The following is a 15,743-nucleotide window of genomic DNA, read 5'->3' as shown; positions in this document are numbered from 1 at the left end:
CTGCCCGACCAGCCGCCGCTCGCCCTCACCCTCGGCGATCCCGCCGGGGTTGGTCCGGAGATCGTCGTCAAGGCCTGGAACCAGCTCCGCCACGAAGGCCCTGCCTTCATGGTGGTCGGGGACGCCCAGTCGGTCGCCTCTGCATCCGGCGCCAACATGCGGACCGTCCGCCGGGTGACCACGCCCAAGGAAGCCGTGGCGGTCTTCAGCGAAGCGTTGCCCGTACTCGACATTCCGTTGCGCAGTCCGGTCATAGCCGGCCAGCCGTCCGCAACCGCCGCTCAGGCCATCATCCGCTGGATCGAGACCGCCGTCGGCCTGGCCTTGTCCGGTGCGGTCAGCGGGGTGGTCACCGCCCCGATCGCCAAGGCTCCGCTCTACGCGGCCGGCTTCGGCTTCCCCGGCCATACCGAGTTTCTCGGCGAACTGACCGCTGGCGCGCCTTACGAGGGTGCGCGCGGCCCAATCATGATGCTGGCGGTGCAGGGCCTGCGCACCACGCTGGTCACCGTCCACGAGCCGATTTCCAAAGTCGGCACCCTGCTCAGCATCGACGCCATCGTCAATGCAGGGCTCGTCACCGCCCAGGCCCTGCGCCGGGACTTCGGAATCTCCGAGCCGCGTCTGGCAGTGGCCGGCCTCAATCCGCATGCCGGCGAGGACGGAACCATCGGCCGCGAGGATGTCGAGATCATCGCGCCGGCTGTCACCGCATTGCGCGCCCAGGGCGTGAACGCCACAGGCCCCACTCCGGCCGACAGCCTGTTCCACGAGGCTGCCCGCGCCCGCTTCGACGCGGCCGTCTGCATGTATCACGACCAGGCGCTGATCCCGGTCAAGATGCTGGATTTCTGGGGCGGCGTGAACGTCACCCTTGGACTGCCGATCGTCCGCACTTCGCCCGATCACGGCACGGCGTTCGACATCGCCGGACGCGGCCTGGCTCGGCCCGACAGCCTGATCGCCGCCATTCGCATGGCTGACGAAATCGCTGCGCATCGCGCTCTCTGACTGCGGCGCGCCAACGGCCGGTTCTGTCGCCGGCGACTTGCCGACTCCCTCCGCGCATGGCCTTTTGCCCCGTTCTTGTCCGGGGAGTTCCGCACCATGCTCAATCGCCGCCACCTGCTCGCCGCCTCCGCTGGCGCAGCGAGCCTTGGAGCGTTCGCACCGGCCCGCGCCAAGACCACGGACGCGCAGGGCCAAGCCCTAGCGCTCTACGACCGGATCTTCGAGGGCATGCTGGCGGCCGATCCGCTCAACGCCTCGGGCCTCGGCCTCGACAAGGACGCCCGCGCCCCGCTCAAGTCGCGGGTCGGGGATCGCTCCGAGGCCGGCCGCATGGGCTCGTTTCAACCGCTGATCGACGCCCGCGACGCCCTGATGGCCATCGACCGCTCGACGCTCTCGGGCCGCAGCGTCACCGAGTATGACACCGTCACCTGGTACGCTGACCGCTGCGCCGAGGGCGCGCGCTTCGCCTTCGTCGGCGTTGATTCCTACGACTATCCTGTGCCCTACGTGCTCAGCCAGCTCACCGGCTGTTACCAGAAGGTCCCGGACGCCCTCGACACCAAGCACGTGATCGAGACCAGGGCTGACGCCGAGGCCTACCTTGCGCGCCTCACCGACTTCGCCAAGGCGATGAACGACGAGACCGCCCGCGCCAAGGACAACGCCGCCCTCGGCCTGATCCCGCCGGACTTCATCCTCGACAAGGCGCTGGCGCAGATGAACGCCCTGGCCGCCCAGAAGGGCGAGAGCTCGGGCCTGGCCGCTTCCGTGGGCCAGCGCGCCGCCGCCAAGGGCTTGGGAAGCGACTGGGCCGCCAAGGCCGCGGCAATCGTCGATGGTCCCGTCGCCCAGGCCCTTGCTGATCAGATCGGGCTGCTGACCGAGCAGCGCCGCACCGCGGTGCACGACGCGACCATCTCGCGCCAGCAGAGCACCGCGGCCTTCTACGAGTACGCCCTGCGCTTCCACACCACGACCAATCTGACGCCCGACGAGGCGCACAAGATCGGCCTTGAGCAGGTCGCCGACCTGACCGCCCGACTTGATCCGTTGCTCAAGGCCCAGGGCCTGACCCAGGGCACGGTCGCCGCGCGCCTGGACGCTTTCGCCAAGGACCCGGCCCAGTTCTATCCGAACACTGACGCTGGTCGGCAGGCTCTGCTCGCCGAACTGAACCGCCAGATGGCCGCCGTAAAGGCCGCCGCGCCGAAGATGTTCAACACCATCCCCAAGGGCGGTATGGAGATCCGGCGCGTGCCGCCGGCGATCGAGATCGGCGCGCCCCGCGGCTATGCCGAGAGCGGCTCGCTCGACGGCTCGCGGCCGGGGACCTACTACATCAACCTGCGCGACACGACCGAGTGGGCCAAATGGGCGCTGCCCACCCTCACCTATCACGAGGCGGTTCCTGGGCACCTGTTCCACGGCGCGCTCGTGCAGGAGGCCGGCGCCTCGCCCATGCTGTTCAAGAACATCGGCTTTACCGCCTATGGCGAGGGTTGGGGGCTCTATGCCGAGCAACTTGGCGACGAGCTCGGCATGTACGACGCCTATCCCGCGGGCCGCATCGGCTGGCTGCAGTCGTTCCTCTACCGCGCCGCCCGGATCGTCCTGGACACCGGCATTCACGGCAAGGGCTGGAGCCGCGAACAGGCGATCGCCTACATGCGCGACACCGTGGGTCTGCCGCAGGGCGCGGCCGAGAACGAGATCGACCGCTACGTCGTCTGGCCCGGTCAGGCCTGCGGCTACAAGATTGGCCACACCGAGATCGACCGCCTGCGCTCCAAGTCCAAGGCCGCCCTCGGCCCGAAGTTCGACGTCAAGGGCTTCCACGACGCTGTCCTGCTCGGCGGCTCGCTGCCGCTGGCCGTGCTCGAGCGCGTCGTCGATCAGTGGACGGTGTCTCAGCGCTGATGAGCGACCCGGCCGACCTCGCCCGCGAGCTGACCATCGACTTTGTCGGCGGCGCGGTCGGCCATCGCCACCGGTTCGGCGGCGGCCGCGGCCAGGATCTTCCGCGGGCCGCCGGGTTCGTGAAGGGGATCACGCCGAGCGTCATCGACGCCACGGCCGGCCTCGGCCGAGACGCCTTCCTGTTGGCCTCGTTGGGCGCGCAAGTGACGCTGATCGAGCGTTCGCCGCACGTACACGCTCGCCTCGCCGCCGGGCTGGAGGCCGCCGCCGGCGATCCCCAAACGGCGGAGGTCGTCGCCCGCATGACCCTGCTGCATGGCGACGCCCGCCAGCTGCTGACGACACTCTCCGCCGACGTGGTGATCGTCGACCCGATGCACCCCGAGCGGACCTCCACCGCCTTGGTGAAGAAGGACATGCGGCTGCTGCGCGACCTGGTCGGGACTGATCCGGACCAGCTCGAACTGATGCAGGCGGCGCTGGCCTGCGCTCGTAAGCGCGTGGTCCTGAAGTGGCCTCGAAAAGGCCCGCCGATGCTAGGCCTGCGCGCCCCCTCGCACCAGATTATCGGCAAGACGCTCCGCTACGACGTCTTCATGACCGGCGTCTGACGCCTTACTTTACGCCCTTCGAACTGAGACAATGCCCGCATGAGCGTCGCCTTCACCAAGGAGGGGGACAGCGAGTCGGTCGCCGCCGACCTGCCTGATCGCCCGATCTCTCCGCACCAGAACCTCGTCACCGCCAAGGGCCTGGCCCAGATCGAAGACGAGCTCGCCAAGGCCCGCATGGCCTACAGCGCCGCCCAGACGGCCGGCGACGTGCACGCCGACCGCACCGCCATGGCCAGGGCCACCCGCGACCTGCGCTACTATGGCGCTCGACGCGCCAACGCCCAGCTGGTCGAGCCCGACCTGTCGCTGGGCACCGTTCAGTTCGGCCGCACAGTCACCATCGAGCGCGAAGACGGCCGCCGCCAGACCTACGCCATCGTCGGCGAGGACGAGGCCGATCCCGCCGGCGGCTCGGTGTCCTACATCTCGCCGCTCGCCCGCGCCCTGCTCGGCAAGACGGTCGGCGACCTCGCCGACATCAATGGCGCCGAGGTCGAGGTGGTCGGGATCGAGTGATCTCTCGACGTCTTGAGGCTGGAATGGCTGGTACAGCGTCCTGATCGAATGCGGCGAAGGCGTCAGCCACCGCTGTCCCTGTTGCAAGCGCCTCACCTTGAAGGGACGAGGCATGTTCGAGGCCTGTCCCGTCTGCATTTGGGAGGACGACGGACAAGATGACCATGACGCCGATGTTGTCCGTGGCGGCCCAAATCGAACGCTCTCGCTGAACCAGGCTCGGGCCAACTACCTGGCCTACGGCGCCGCTGACGAGATCGTCTTGCCGTATGCGCGACCGCCGACAGGCGCCGAGCAGTAGCTATGGGGCGCCCGCCAACAGCCCCAGCAGCGTCTCGACACAGGCCGCCGAGTTCACCGCCGCGGCCTCGACCATCTCGTCATAGGTGAGGTGACTATCCCCGCCTGCCAGGTCCGAGAGCGTGCGGATCACGTAGAGCGGCACGCCCCAGGCCTGAGCGACGACCGCCACCGCGCCTGACTCCATATCGATGGCGTCCGCACCCAGGCGGGCGTGCAGTTCGTCGCGCGTGGCGGCGCAGTTCAGGAAGTAATCCGCTGTGACAACGCCGCCGAGCCGCGCGTCCAGCCGCTCGCTGACCGCCTGCGCCAAACTGACCAGGACAGCTCGCACTGAATTCTCGACCGGCTCGGGCGCGATCAGCGGCGGCGCGCCGACCGGGATCACCCCATAGGCAGTCGGTATGAACGCGCCGTCTGAGATGATCCCATAGTCGTGCACCGCGAGCCGGTCGGCGAGGAGCACAGACCCCACCCCGAGCGCCGGATTAAGTCCGCCGGCGACGCCGGAGAAGATCAGCGACCGCGCACCGAACATCGACAGCAGCAAGGTCGCGGCGGCCGCAGCGTTGACCTTGCCGATCCCCGCTTGCGCCAACACGATCGCCTCGCCCCCGAACCGCGCCCGCCAGACCTTGGTGGGGCCATGGACGTCCGGCTGCGGATCGGCGTGCAGGACCCCGCGCAGGGCGTCCATCTCTTCAGGCGTAGCGCAAAGGATCGCGTGCATGCGCGCGGCTTAGCACGGCCTCAGCGCCGCTGCCCCTCTTCCGCGGCGCGCAGGACGAAAGCCAGGATTTCCGCCACCGCCACGTAAAGTCGCTCGGGGATTTCGCTCTCCAGCTCGATGCTCGACAGCGCCTGGGCCAGAACCGCGTTCTTCTCGACCGGCACGCCATGCGCCTGCGCCGCCTGGATGATCTTCTCGCCGATCAGCCCACGCCCGCTGGCCACCACGCGCGGCGCGTGCGGCGCATCGTAGGTCAGGGCCACGGCCAGGGTCTTGCGGGGCGGCTCGCTCATGAGGTCTGGTCCACCAACCGCCCGGCTTCAGGTTCGGGCATGCGCGGCGCGCCGGCGTGGACGGCGATCTCAGCGCGGAAGTCAGCGCGCGCCAGCGCCGCGCCTAGCCGCTCGCGCCCCTCCTCCAGCCGCGCCAGCCCGCTCTCGCGCTCGGCCCACAGCCCGACGATCGCCTGGCCGCCGGCCAGCGAGACCCGGGCGTGGATCGGCCCCAGCGGCTCGATGTCCAGGGTGAAGGCGGCCCGCCAGGTGGGGTGCGTATCGCCGCCCTTGCCGCGACCGTCGCGGCTGATCTCGAACTGCGCCACCGCCGCGCCCTGCGGGGTGGTGAACGGCATCTCGAACATCCAGCGGGTCACTTGCGCCTCGACCGGCTCGTCCGCCGGCAGCGAGGCGATTTGCAACAGTTCCTGCCGCGCCACAGCGCTTTCGGTCTCGGCGAGCAGCCGCTGCCCGATCTGGCTGGGTGCGGCGTCCGCCGGCAGGCTTGGGCTGGCGGCCGGCTGGGCCCGCGGCCCCCCGGCGCGATAGGGCGGCGGCGGGGTCCGCGCCGGGGGGCGGGCGTCAGGCCCACGTGGGGCGCCAGCCAGCCACGCGCTGAGCGCCTGGCGCAGCACCAGCAGTCCGGCCTTCATGTCCTGGCCCATCGGCGAGACCTGCGGGGCAGCCGCCAGCTTCGCCTCAAGGAATAGTCCTGATTGCGACAACGCTCTGGCGACGTCTGCGCCTCCGACCCGCGCGTCAAACGGCGTGGCCTGGGCCAGCACCTGCGCCGCCGCCGAGCGAACGGGACTGGGCAGGGCGGGATTCCCCGCCGCCTGGGTCAGGTCCGCCATCAGCGGCGCCAGGCCGCCCTGGCGCGCCGCCGCCTGCTGCGCCGTCTGGGCCAGCATCTGGGACTGGACCTGGCCGGGATCGATATCGATCGAGGGCGCAGCCGGCGGCGCCACCGGAATCACCGGCCGCACCGGGGTCACCGGTATGGTCACCTGGGGCGCCAGCGGGCCTTGGATCGGCGTGATCGACACGGGCGACTCACCTGCCAAAAGTTGCCGACATCTTACCGACTGGGAGTGAAGCTCGGCTTAAGATCGCCCCCCTATTCCCACCTGAGCGGTGACTCGGAGGACCTTGCATGGACGCGGACATTGCTGGCGCTGAGGTCGTCCGCTGGCTGGATGGCCCCGAGGCGAGCGCCGACCTGCTCGTCGGATGCGGCTTCGACGACGGCGATAGCGAGGAACTCCTGTCGATCGTGGCGGTGGATCTGGACCATCGCCGGATCGCGTACGCCACGCCTGGCGGTGAGCGCTGGGTCCCGTTCGCCAGGTTGGCTGAGGGCGTGGTGGTCGCCAGCAGCGCTCTGCACGCCGCCGTCGACGCGGCGACACCGGCCAGCGTCCGGGAGGAAAACGCCGCCCATGACGAAATCCGCGACCTGGTCCCACAGCGACCGCCCTCACGCGAAGACCTGTTCGTTCTTCTGCAGGCGGTCCGCGATCACCGACGCGGGGTGACCCCCGACCGCGACGCGCGCCGCCTCCGCGCCAAGGCCCTGAAGCGCAGCGGAGCGTGGATCGCAGGCGTCGCCATCGCCGGCGGGTGGCGCGACGCTGCGATCGCGGGCGGCGCCTGGCCGCAGGGGGACATCGCCGTCCATCTGGCGCGGTTCCAACGGGAGGCCAAGGACCCGCGCGGCGCGCTGGCCACGCTCGCCGACCTCCGGTTCGCCCGTCCGCCCCTGACCGAGCGCCAGCGTGCGATCGTCGCCACCATGGAGGGCGCCGCGCACGCCGACCTCTTCGAAGCCCAGCGGCGCAACGCAGAGCATCTTGAGCGCGCCTTCGCGTGCGCGGCCCAAGCCTGGGCCATCGCCCCGAAGGACGAGGAGGCCAACGCGCTTTATCAACGGCTTCACGCCCTGACGCCCAAGCGCCCCTAGCTCTGCAGGCGCAGCGCCCGCGTCACCGCCTTGGCGTAGGTCGGGCCTACATCGACGACCGCCCCGTCCTCAAGATGCAGCTGCATCGGGCCACGGCCGGTGCGGGTGACCCGCCGGACCGCCTCCAGCCGCACGAAGGCCGAGCGCCGCACCCGCATCAACTGGGCCGGATCCACCCGTTGGGCGAGCTCTCCCATGGTGATCCGTAAAATGTGGCGGCGTCCCGCAGCGTGGATGATCGCGTAGTCCTTCGCCGCCTCGATCCGCTGGATCTGGGCGATGGGCACCCGCACGTAGCCTGCTCGCTCCGCCACACACAGGGCCGTCTCATAACTCCTAGCCTGGCAGACGCACGTAACGGGCGACGCTACCCACCGCCCCAAGCGGTCTTGGGTGATCTCTCTCGCCGCCGTATCGGCCCGCACGAGCGCCAGTCCCATCGTCACAAGTCCCTGTGTCAGTTGCTTGCATGCACGTTAGCGAATCCGCCGCCGACGCCGCCTCCCCCGTTCGGACGAGGTCGCCCCTGCCCTTTGCGCGCCGCGCCTGCTATTGGGGCGGCGCAATGCCCCTCGACCAGCTCCCGCCCCTGCGTGAAACCCTCGCCGAGCACGATCTTCTGGCCAAGAAGAGCTTCGGCCAGCACTTCCTGCTGGACCTCAACATCACGCGGAAGATCGCCCGGCTGGCCGAGGTCGGCGAAGGCGACCACGTGATCGAGGTCGGTCCTGGCCCCGGCGGCCTCACGCGCGCCCTGCTGGAAACCGGCGCCAAGGTCACCGCGGTGGAGGCGGACCCGCGTTTCGCGCCGCTGCTCGAGGAACTCTCCGTCGCCTCCGGCGGTGCGCTTACCCTGCGCCTGGAAGACGCACTGAAGACCAACGAGGCCGAGGTCGCCGCCGGCGCTCCGGCCCACATCGTCTCCAACCTGCCCTACAACGTCGGCACGCCGCTGCTGATCAAGTGGCTGACGGGCGCCTTCACGCCCGCCTCGATGACCCTGATGTTCCAGAAGGAAGTCGCCGACCGCATCGCCGCCGAGCCGGGGTCCGACGCCTATGGGCGGCTCTCGGTCATCGCCCAGGCGACCAGCCACACCGCCGTCGTCATGGACGTCCCGGCCCGCGCCTTCACCCCGCCGCCCAAGGTCGCGTCTGCAGTGGCGCGGCTGACCCCGCGCGACGACCGCCCGGCGCCCGAGCGGCTCGACGCCCTGCAGCGGGTCACCGCCGCGGCTTTCGGTCAGCGTCGCAAGATGCTGCGCTCCAGCTTGAAGGTCCTCGGCGGCGCCGAGCTCTGCGAAGCTGCCGGCATCGCGCCGGAAGCCCGTGCCGAGACCATCGACATTCCAGGCTTCCTGGCGCTCGCCGACGCCCTGCGCCAGCGCTAGCCGAACATCTTGGCCCGCAGCCGGCGCATGCCGCCGATCCAACGGTCATAGTCTGCGGTTTTGCGCTGCATGTAGGTCAGCACGACCGGGTGCGGCAGGATCAGGAAGCTCTCGGCCGCCAAGCCCTGCACCACGCTCTCCGCCACCTCGTCGGGGCTCAGCACCCCGTCCAGGTTCTGCGGCTGAGAGGCGCTGTCTCCCTGACGCAGCATAGCGGTGTCGACGCCTTGTGGGCACAGGATCGAGACCTTGATGCCTTGATCGCCGTGGGTGATGGCCAGCGACTCGGCAAAGCCCACCGCTGCATGCTTGGTGGTCGAGTAGACCGCCCCGCCGATCTGCGACAGCAGGCCCGCCGCCGAGATGGTGTTGAGCAGATAGCCGCCGCCGCGCACCTGCATCCCCGGGATGGCCGCCCGCGCTGCATGCACGTGCGCCATGACGTTGACGTTCCAGGCCCGGTTCCAGACGGCGTCCGGCGAGGAGGCCGCGCTCTGCTTATCCGGATCGCCATCGCCGACCCCGGCGTTGGAGCAGAAGAGATCGATGCCGCCATGGCGCGCCTCGATGTCGGCGACCATCGCCGTCACCGCTGCGCCGTCGCTGACGTCCAGCGTCACCGCCTCGCCGCCGATCTCCTTGGCCACCGCCGCGGCGCCCTCGCCGTTGCGGTCGGCCACGATCACCGCCTTGGCACCCTCGCGTGCGAAGCGACGGGCGAGCCCCGCGCCGATCCCCTCAGCGCCGCCGGTGACGACGACGACCTTGCCCTTAACGTCCATGGAAATGCGTCCTCTTGATCAGGCTTGCGCCGCGTCGGCGTAACCGGCGTACGAGTTCTTCATGCTGGCGTGATTGAGCAGCATCTGCGCGACCTGCTTCTCGCCCTTGGCGTCGAACACCCGCGTGCGCACCCAGTAGGATTCCGTGCGCTTGCTCTCGGCCAACGCGACGATCTCCCGCCGCAGCACGTACTCCTCGCCGACGAACAACGGCCCATCGATCAGCTTGATCTCCTGGTCAGCGAACAGCCCGACGGCGGGCCCCTTCACCGGGAACGCCGCCTCACGGCTCGAGTACTCGAGCAGTACGCTCAGCATCTCGAACGGAATGATCGGCCGGCCCCACGGCGAGGCCGCCGCGTCGGAGTACACAGGGGAGTTCTCGGTGATCTTGGCCAGCTTCTGGTTCAGGCTGAACGGATAGAGCGCGCCCATGTGCTGGTCGGGATCCATGCGGACCCGCTCGTCCTTTGCGCCGGTCATGCCGACCTTCAGGTCCTCCAGGATCAGCAGCTTGCCGGGTGGGCGCAGCGCCGCCATCCGGGCCTCCAACAGGCTCGGCTCGGTCTGCGGCCCGATGCTGGCGCTGGCCTCCAGGACCGGGGTGCCGTCAGCCTTTTCGGCCCAGACCCGCGTCCGGGTCGCGCCCTCGGCGGGGAGCTCGGCGAAGGCGCGGACCTCCTCGCCCTCGACCACCATGTTCAGGAAGTGCGATGAGATACAGCCGCTCTCGTACCAGCGCTGGCCCCAGATCTTGGCCAGCAGCGGCTGGAACTGGCTGAAATGCGTCGGCCCCTCGATCGGCCCGGCCCGGAAGCCCAGCTTCTCGGCCATGGCGTCGTCATGGATCGAAGAGTGACCGCCATATTCCTGGTCAGCCAGCATCTGCTGCGGCTTGCGCAGCGGACCGGCCAAGCTGAGGGGCGTGTCGAAGCTCATGGGGCATCTCCTAAGCGGGCATGCGCCGGCGACGGCGCATCACTCTCTATAGACGCACGCCCGAAAAACTCGAACAACCGTTTGAATGGGCGCCGCCGATCACCCCTTGATGAACCGCAGCAGGTCGGCTGCTGATGGGCGGTCGCAAGCACAGCGAGCATCAGCATGCCTCAATAGACGCGCTCAAAGCGCCATCCGGTGAAGCTCAAGAGCAGCATCCCAGTCTGTCGTACGGGGCCAGCCCCTGGCATCCAGCGGTTCACGTAGCGATACGAGCCGCGGTCATTGGCTTCCAGAATCCACCTGGAGCCGTCTGAGCCCCCGCGACACCCCCCAGGCGCAAGGTTCAGAGCATCGCCGGTTGCGAGCACTCGGTTCAATTCCACCACCTCGGCGGCGCTCAGCATCCTTTCCACACGCTCGCCAATGCGACCCGGACCATATCCTCCGGCCCCGGTCAGCTTCTTGGCGGTCAGCCGCATCCTGCCGTCAGGAAGCTCATCGACGCGGATGATGACCGGCGCGTGGAAAGTCGGCAGCCAGGTGAATCTGTAGCTCCTCGAGCCATCGGTCGGAGCCGCCCGCGACGCCAGATAAAGCGACGGTTCGCCGGCCGCTCGGAGATGACCCGAGTACCACCCGGCCTCGAAGTCATCGAGGGCCCTTCCGCTGGTGTCAGGCGGATCAAGATCTTCGCAGTGCGCCCCAGTCATGCTCCAGAGTTCAGGCGCGAAGTACTGCTGCGGTGGAAGCCAATCGAGCCGTCCCGCCCCGGCCGCCGCGACGACAAACGCAAACCCAATCGCGCCTAAAGTCATCACCAAGGCCAGGGAACTGACCCCGACTTCGCCTGCTTTGGGCGGCCAACTCGGGATCGTGTAAGGTCTCGACCGCGCCCTCTGCCGGTAAGGCGCTGGGAAGTCGGCGCCGTTTCGGACAGATGTAGGAAGCGGCGCCTGAACGTCGACACGCGGTCGCCGCAGGCTCCACCAAGCATACCCGGTCGCCGCGCCGGGGAGCGCGCCCAGGAGCGCAAAGGGCATAGAGAAGGGCGTCGACGTCGCCAACATCATCGCACCGCCGACGAACGTGAAGCCGCCGGCCGCGCCGCCAAGGATGTAGGACGCCGTGCTTTCGAGATGTACCCGACGCAGGACGACCGCAAGCGGAACGCCGACCACCACGGCGGCGCTCATGACCACGCCCAGTGCACGCGCCGCGGCGACGCCGACGGCGACCCAGACTGCCAGGGGGCCATCCGGATTCCAGTAGCGCGTGGAAACTGCGGCGGCGATCCCAAGCCAGGGAATGGCCGCGGCGATCAGGCTACCAAACAGCACGGCCTTGAAGAGCGCGTTCGCAGCAGGCCAAAAGCCGTTTTGGTTCGCACCTCTCGCCACCGGCCGCGCCCCCCGTTCGCAGCCCACGATCTCGCACCGGTCAGGCCGATACGGTCAAGCCCCGCCAAAGCCAGTCGAGCAGCCTGTCAGTACGGAAGGCCCCGATAGCCGTAGTCGAACGCGCCATAGGGTCGCCCGCCGCCCCAGTAGGAACGATAGCCGTTCTTCTCCTGGCCGATGGTCAGCGCCAGCGTCCCGGTCTCGCCAAGCGGCATGACGCTGGTGATGTAGCCGCTACGATAGCCGCCGGTCCCCACCGCGACGCCCACTTCGCCATGGATCTGGCGATCTCTCGGCAGTCGCACGCCCTCGCCATAGGCCTCTTCCGGCGTCGTCGCGGCCGGCGATTCGGCCAGCCAGCGCTTGATCTGCTCGGCGGTGTCCAAGACCTCGGGCTGGGGGGCGATCGTCGCCGGCGCCGCCGGTTCGGCGGCCGCGAGGTTGATTTCCGAAGGCGCGGCGCCGGTGGCGCCGGCGGTGCTCATCGCCTCCTGGGCCTGGGCGACGCCCGTCATCAGGACCAGCACGGCCGAAGCCGCCAGAATGGTACGCGTACGCATGTCAAAAGGCGCCTCCAAGCGCGCCATAGCTTAGGCAGCCGATATGGGCGCTCATAAGGCGCTAGCCAAGCAGCGAGACCGCCCCGCCCCATGCCAGCTTGCCGCCTACCGCGATCAGCAGAAGGTAGATGATCCGATAGAAGTTCCCGGCCGGGACCCGCCGCACCAGCCACACGCCAGCCCAGGTCGAGGCGATGGCCAGCGGCAGCAGGACCAGGGCCGTCATCATCGCCTCGCGTGTGAACTGCCCCAGCGCCCAGTAGGCCGGGACCTTCATCCAGTTCACGACGGCGAAGAAGATCGCGCTGGTGCCGATGAACACGTCGCGCGGCAAGTTCTTGGGCATCACGTAGATCTGGAACGGCGGCCCGCCGGCATGGGCGATCTGGCTGGTGAAGCCGGCTGTCACGCCGGCCAGCACGCCGCGCCAGGGCAGCCGCTCCACCCGCGCCGGCTTCTGCGGCGCCGAGCCGCGCTCCGCCCATAGCCGCATCAGCGCAAAGACGATCGACACCGCCCCGACCGCCAGCTCGACCGCGCCGGGTTTGACGAACGCCGCCAGCGAGTAGCCCAGGGCGATGCCTCCGGCCGCACTCGGCAGCATGATCGCCAACACGCTCCGGTCCCAGGTCTTGCGGAACGACCAGACGCTGACGACGTCCTGAACGATCAGAATCGGCAGGGTGATCGAGGCCGCCAGCACCGGCGACACCGCCAGCGCCATCATCGGCACAGCGATGACGCCGATCCCGGAGAACCCGCCCTTGGCCAGGCCCAGCAGGATCACCGCCGGGATCGCGACGGCGTAGAAGAAGGGGTCGGTCAGCAGGGGGACGTTACTTCCGCTTGCCGAGTTCGGCGGCGATATCCTTGACGTTGTGGCCGACCTTGCGGTGCGCGGCGATCACCTGCTCGGGCTTCACGCCCCAGCGCTTGGCCCAGAACGCCACCTCGTGGCGCTCACGGATGTCCAGCCGCACGTTGTCGCGAAAGTCCCGCTTGCCCTTGGGTTCGGCCATGATCGCCTCCGTGATCGGCCCTGGCTACCAAGTCCGCTCGGCGGCGCCTACCCTATTGCGGCGCGCTCGGCCGGCTGACCACGAACGCCGCACATAGGCCCAGAGCCCCAGCCACCGCGAGCGCCAGCCACAGGTTCGGATGCACCGACAGGAAGAAGACGGCGAACCCCGCCGCCATGCCGGTGCAGGCCAGCACCTTCGCCCGCCGGGGAATCGCGCCGTGGGCGCGCCAGTCGCGGACCAGCGGCCCGAACTGCTTGTGGTTCAGGATCCAGGCTTCCATGCGCGGCGACGACTTGGCGAAACAGGCCGCAGCGATGATCAGGAACACCGTCGTCGGCAGCAAAGGCAGGAACGCGCCGGCTATGCCCAACGCGGTAAACCCCAAGCCCAGAAACAGATAAAGCGCGCGCGTCATGCCAATTGAGAGTCTCTCTCAAAAGCCGCCACTGCGATAGGGGTCAAACGGCCAAATCTGCGAAGCGCTGCGCCAACGCGACATTGACCGCCTCGTAGGCGGGGACGAAGTCGCGCGCGATCTTTGCCTTGCTCCAGGTCGCCGGCAGCAGCCCGCCCAGCAGTTCGGTGTGCAGCACGTGCGTGCCCGCGGCGTGCGGGGTCAGCAAGAAGCCATGCCGGCCGGCGAACAGCAGCGGCACGTGACCCGACCAGGCCAGCTCTCGCCCGGGCTCGGCGGCGACGATCCGCACGGTCTGGCGGATGACGCCCTGCCCCGCCAGGTTTCGGAACGCCATCCTCGCCCGCGTCCCCAGCTTCGCCTCGCCGCGGACTTCCAGGTTCAACGGATTCCATTCGCTGTAACGGGCGAAGTCGGCCAGCACGGCCCAGACTTGATCTGGCGTGGCCGGGATGATCGCCTCGGTGCGGATCTGATGCATGGCGCGACTATATTCGCAAAACCCGCGCCGACTGCCATTGTCGAGCCATGGCGAACACCGACCTCGCGACACGGACCTACAATCACGGCTGGCGGCTGGACCCGATCATCCGCAGCCTGCTCGATACCGACTTCTACAAACTGTTGATGCTGCAGCTGATCTGGAGCCTGCACCCCGAGGTCCAGGCCACCTTCTCGCTGATCAACCGCACCCGCCACGTCCGCCTGGCCGACATCGTCGACGAGGGCGAGCTGCGCGCCCAGCTCGACCACGCCCGCACCCTGTCCTTCTCCAAGAAGGAGCTGATCTGGCTGGCCGGCAACACCTTCTACGGCGAGACGCAGATGTTCAAACCAGGCTTCATCGCCTGGCTCGCCGACTTCCGCCTGCCGGCCTACGAATTGACCAAGCGCGACGGCCAGTATGAGCTCAGCTTTCACGGCCCCTGGACCCACACCAGCATGTGGGAGATCCCGGCCCTGGCCATCATCAACGAACTGCGCACCCGCACCGTGCTGCGCGGCCAGGGGCGCTTCGCGCTCGACATCACCTACGCCCGCGCCAAGGCCAAGTTATGGGAGAAGGTCGAGCGCCTCCGAAAGCTGGACGGCCTGCTGATCTCCGACTTCGGCACCCGCCGGCGCCACTCATTTCTCTGGCAGCGCTGGTGCGTCGAGGCGCTCAAGGAGGGCCTAGGCGAGGCCGTGCTCGGCACCTCAAACGTCCTCTTGGCGATGGACGGCGACCTTGAGGCGATCGGGACCAACGCCCATGAACTGCCGATGGTCGCCGCAGCCCTGGCCGACACTGATGAAGCGCTGCGCGCCGCACCCTATCGCGTGCTTGACGAATGGCGGCGCACCTATGGCGGCAACCTCCTGGTCGCCCTGCCCGACGCCTTCGGCACCCGCGCCTTCCTGGCCGACGCGCCCGACTGGGTCGCTGACTGGACCGGCTTTCGCCCCGACAGCGCGCCGCCGATCGAGGGCGGCGAGGAGATTATCGCCTGGTGGAAGGCCAAGGGCCGCGACCCGCGCGACAAGCTGCTGGTGTTCTCCGACGGCATGGACATCGACTCGATCGAGGAAGCCCACCGCCACTTCACCGGCCGCGTGCGCATGAGCTTTGGTTGGGGCACTAATCTGACCAACGACTTCAAGGGCTGCTTGCCCGGCGGCGGCGACGCCCTCGACCCGATCTCGCTGGTCTGCAAGGTCACGCAGGCTAACGGCCGCCCGGCCGTGAAGCTCTCCGACAATCCCGAAAAGGCCACCGGCGACCCGGCCGAAATCGTCCGCTATCTGCGTGTCTTCGGCGAGGCTGGACGCCACGCCCATCCGGTCAGCGTCTAAGCCCTGCACCAAAACTCTCACCTGCCTCTGCAACCAAAACGGGCCGGATGCGCTTCCTTGCACTGCCTCCGGGGTT

General features: G+C 68.8%; 20 protein-coding genes. 8 read left to right on the top strand and 12 right to left on the bottom strand.

All coding sequences use genetic code 11. The features are described from left to right. The 5 genes from pdxA (at position 1) to C0481_RS21875 (ending at position 4,362) form a co-directional block, all read left to right on the top strand. On the top strand, positions 1-1,011 hold the full coding sequence (gene pdxA / locus C0481_RS07325; RefSeq protein WP_293402317.1) for a 4-hydroxythreonine-4-phosphate dehydrogenase PdxA: 1,011 nt from the start codon (positions 1-3) through the stop codon (positions 1,009-1,011). Between the two features lie 96 nt (positions 1,012-1,107). After that, positions 1,108-2,931 (top strand): DUF885 family protein, encoded by a 1,824-nt coding sequence (locus C0481_RS07320; RefSeq protein ID WP_293402162.1) that lies wholly within the window; start codon positions 1,108-1,110, stop codon positions 2,929-2,931. Next, positions 2,931-3,542, top strand: a complete 612-nt coding sequence (locus C0481_RS07315) for a class I SAM-dependent methyltransferase (protein ID WP_293402160.1) — start codon at positions 2,931-2,933, stop codon at positions 3,540-3,542. The genes C0481_RS07320 and C0481_RS07315 overlap by 1 nt, the downstream gene beginning before the upstream one ends. 39 nt (positions 3,543-3,581) lie before the next feature. Next, positions 3,582-4,061 carry a transcription elongation factor GreA gene (greA, locus tag C0481_RS07310; RefSeq protein WP_293402158.1) on the top strand — a complete coding sequence of 160 codons (480 nt, stop codon included), beginning with the start codon at positions 3,582-3,584 and terminating at the stop codon, positions 4,059-4,061. Between the two features lie 40 nt (positions 4,062-4,101). Continuing rightward, a complete protein-coding gene (locus tag C0481_RS21875; protein WP_363223293.1) occupies positions 4,102-4,362 on the top strand; it encodes a CPCC family cysteine-rich protein in 261 nt (86 codons plus the stop codon). Here the strand turns inward: C0481_RS21875 and mtnN are convergent, their stop codons facing one another. Genes mtnN through C0481_RS07295 form a run of 3 tightly spaced genes read right to left on the bottom strand, consistent with a single transcriptional unit; the run spans position 4,363 to position 6,412 of the window. Then, complete coding sequence (gene mtnN, locus C0481_RS07305) at positions 4,363-5,091, bottom strand: 5'-methylthioadenosine/S-adenosylhomocysteine nucleosidase (RefSeq protein ID WP_293402156.1); 729 nt, start codon at positions 5,089-5,091, stop codon at positions 4,363-4,365. It lies immediately after the preceding gene. 20 nt (positions 5,092-5,111) lie between these two features. Then, entirely contained in the window at positions 5,112-5,384 is a 273-nt protein-coding gene (locus C0481_RS07300; RefSeq protein WP_293402153.1) for an EscU/YscU/HrcU family type III secretion system export apparatus switch protein, read from the bottom strand. Beyond that, on the bottom strand, positions 5,381-6,412 hold the full coding sequence (locus C0481_RS07295; RefSeq protein ID WP_293402151.1) for a flagellar hook-length control protein FliK: 1,032 nt from the start codon (positions 6,410-6,412) through the stop codon (positions 5,381-5,383). The genes C0481_RS07300 and C0481_RS07295 overlap by 4 nt, the downstream gene beginning before the upstream one ends. A gap of 107 nt (positions 6,413-6,519) precedes the next feature. On the opposite strand from C0481_RS07295, the gene C0481_RS07290 reads away from it, so the two are divergent. Continuing rightward, complete coding sequence (locus tag C0481_RS07290) at positions 6,520-7,326, top strand: hypothetical protein (protein WP_293402149.1); 807 nt, start codon at positions 6,520-6,522, stop codon at positions 7,324-7,326. On the opposite strand, the gene C0481_RS07285 is transcribed toward C0481_RS07290, so the two are convergent. Continuing rightward, positions 7,323-7,619 (bottom strand): LytTR family DNA-binding domain-containing protein, encoded by a 297-nt coding sequence (locus tag C0481_RS07285; protein WP_293402147.1) that lies wholly within the window; start codon positions 7,617-7,619, stop codon positions 7,323-7,325. The two genes, C0481_RS07290 and C0481_RS07285, sit on opposite strands and share 4 nt — an antisense overlap. A 272-nt stretch (positions 7,620-7,891) precedes the next feature. On the opposite strand from C0481_RS07285, the gene rsmA reads away from it, so the two are divergent. Continuing rightward, a complete protein-coding gene (gene rsmA, locus C0481_RS07280; RefSeq protein ID WP_293402145.1) occupies positions 7,892-8,716 on the top strand; it encodes a 16S rRNA (adenine(1518)-N(6)/adenine(1519)-N(6))-dimethyltransferase RsmA in 825 nt (274 codons plus the stop codon). On the opposite strand, the gene C0481_RS07275 is transcribed toward rsmA, so the two are convergent. The 8 genes from C0481_RS07275 to C0481_RS07240 all read right to left on the bottom strand — a co-directional run bounded on the left by C0481_RS07275 (position 8,713) and on the right by C0481_RS07240 (position 14,315). Next, complete coding sequence (locus tag C0481_RS07275) at positions 8,713-9,498, bottom strand: SDR family oxidoreductase (protein WP_293402143.1); 786 nt, start codon at positions 9,496-9,498, stop codon at positions 8,713-8,715. The genes rsmA and C0481_RS07275 overlap by 4 nt on opposite strands. 18 nt (positions 9,499-9,516) lie before the next feature. Beyond that, complete coding sequence (locus C0481_RS07270; protein ID WP_293402141.1) at positions 9,517-10,437, bottom strand: hypothetical protein; 921 nt, start codon at positions 10,435-10,437, stop codon at positions 9,517-9,519. A 170-nt stretch (positions 10,438-10,607) separates the two neighbouring features. Further along, positions 10,608-11,837: a hypothetical protein gene (locus tag C0481_RS07265; RefSeq protein WP_293402139.1), complete on the bottom strand. Its 1,230-nt coding sequence runs from the start codon at positions 11,835-11,837 to the stop codon at positions 10,608-10,610. A gap of 86 nt (positions 11,838-11,923) precedes the next feature. Continuing rightward, entirely contained in the window at positions 11,924-12,397 is a 474-nt protein-coding gene (locus tag C0481_RS07260) for a hypothetical protein (RefSeq protein ID WP_293402137.1), read from the bottom strand. Between the two features lie 61 nt (positions 12,398-12,458). Continuing rightward, positions 12,459-13,226 carry a sulfite exporter TauE/SafE family protein gene (locus C0481_RS07255; RefSeq protein WP_293402315.1) on the bottom strand — a complete coding sequence of 256 codons (768 nt, stop codon included), beginning with the start codon at positions 13,224-13,226 and terminating at the stop codon, positions 12,459-12,461. Positions 13,227-13,233: 7 nt separating this feature from the next. Further along, on the bottom strand, positions 13,234-13,416 hold the full coding sequence (locus C0481_RS07250) for a DUF3606 domain-containing protein (RefSeq protein WP_293402135.1): 183 nt from the start codon (positions 13,414-13,416) through the stop codon (positions 13,234-13,236). A gap of 52 nt (positions 13,417-13,468) precedes the next feature. Beyond that, positions 13,469-13,834, bottom strand: a complete 366-nt coding sequence (locus C0481_RS07245; RefSeq protein WP_293402133.1) for a YbaN family protein — start codon at positions 13,832-13,834, stop codon at positions 13,469-13,471. 43 nt (positions 13,835-13,877) lie between these two features. Next, complete coding sequence (locus C0481_RS07240) at positions 13,878-14,315, bottom strand: SRPBCC domain-containing protein (protein ID WP_293402131.1); 438 nt, start codon at positions 14,313-14,315, stop codon at positions 13,878-13,880. 47 nt (positions 14,316-14,362) lie between these two features. On the opposite strand from C0481_RS07240, the gene pncB reads away from it, so the two are divergent. Then, entirely contained in the window at positions 14,363-15,667 is a 1,305-nt protein-coding gene (pncB, locus tag C0481_RS07235; RefSeq protein ID WP_293402129.1) for a nicotinate phosphoribosyltransferase, read from the top strand. Positions 15,668-15,743: the final 76 nt, after the last annotated feature.

The sequence above is a fragment of the Phenylobacterium sp. genome (genome assembly GCF_013822795.1).
Lineage (GTDB): Bacteria > Pseudomonadota > Alphaproteobacteria > Caulobacterales > Caulobacteraceae > Phenylobacterium.
This window is presented reverse-complemented; position numbering and strand designations above follow the sequence as displayed.

Bases quoted from the DNA above. Each gene is read 5' to 3' on its own strand.
- C0481_RS07320 (WP_293402162.1), top strand. From the start codon at position 1,108: ATGCTCAATCGCCGCCACCTGCTCGCCGCCTCCGCTGGCGCAGCGAGC.
- C0481_RS07315 (WP_293402160.1), top strand. From the start codon at position 2,931: ATGAGCGACCCGGCCGACCTCGCCCGCGAGCTGACCATCGACTTTGTC.
- greA (WP_293402158.1), top strand. From the start codon at position 3,582: ATGAGCGTCGCCTTCACCAAGGAGGGGGACAGCGAGTCGGTCGCCGCC.
- mtnN (WP_293402156.1), bottom strand. From the start codon at position 5,091: ATGCACGCGATCCTTTGCGCTACGCCTGAAGAGATGGACGCCCTGCGC.
- C0481_RS07300 (WP_293402153.1), bottom strand. From the start codon at position 5,384: ATGAGCGAGCCGCCCCGCAAGACCCTGGCCGTGGCCCTGACCTACGAT.
- C0481_RS07290 (WP_293402149.1), top strand. From the start codon at position 6,520: ATGGACGCGGACATTGCTGGCGCTGAGGTCGTCCGCTGGCTGGATGGC.
- rsmA (WP_293402145.1), top strand. From the start codon at position 7,892: ATGCCCCTCGACCAGCTCCCGCCCCTGCGTGAAACCCTCGCCGAGCAC.
- C0481_RS07275 (WP_293402143.1), bottom strand. From the start codon at position 9,498: ATGGACGTTAAGGGCAAGGTCGTCGTCGTCACCGGCGGCGCTGAGGGG.
- C0481_RS07270 (WP_293402141.1), bottom strand. From the start codon at position 10,437: ATGAGCTTCGACACGCCCCTCAGCTTGGCCGGTCCGCTGCGCAAGCCG.
- C0481_RS07260 (WP_293402137.1), bottom strand. From the start codon at position 12,397: ATGCGTACGCGTACCATTCTGGCGGCTTCGGCCGTGCTGGTCCTGATG.
- C0481_RS07250 (WP_293402135.1), bottom strand. From the start codon at position 13,416: ATGGCCGAACCCAAGGGCAAGCGGGACTTTCGCGACAACGTGCGGCTG.
- C0481_RS07245 (WP_293402133.1), bottom strand. From the start codon at position 13,834: ATGACGCGCGCGCTTTATCTGTTTCTGGGCTTGGGGTTTACCGCGTTG.
- C0481_RS07240 (WP_293402131.1), bottom strand. From the start codon at position 14,315: ATGCATCAGATCCGCACCGAGGCGATCATCCCGGCCACGCCAGATCAA.
- pncB (WP_293402129.1), top strand. From the start codon at position 14,363: ATGGCGAACACCGACCTCGCGACACGGACCTACAATCACGGCTGGCGG.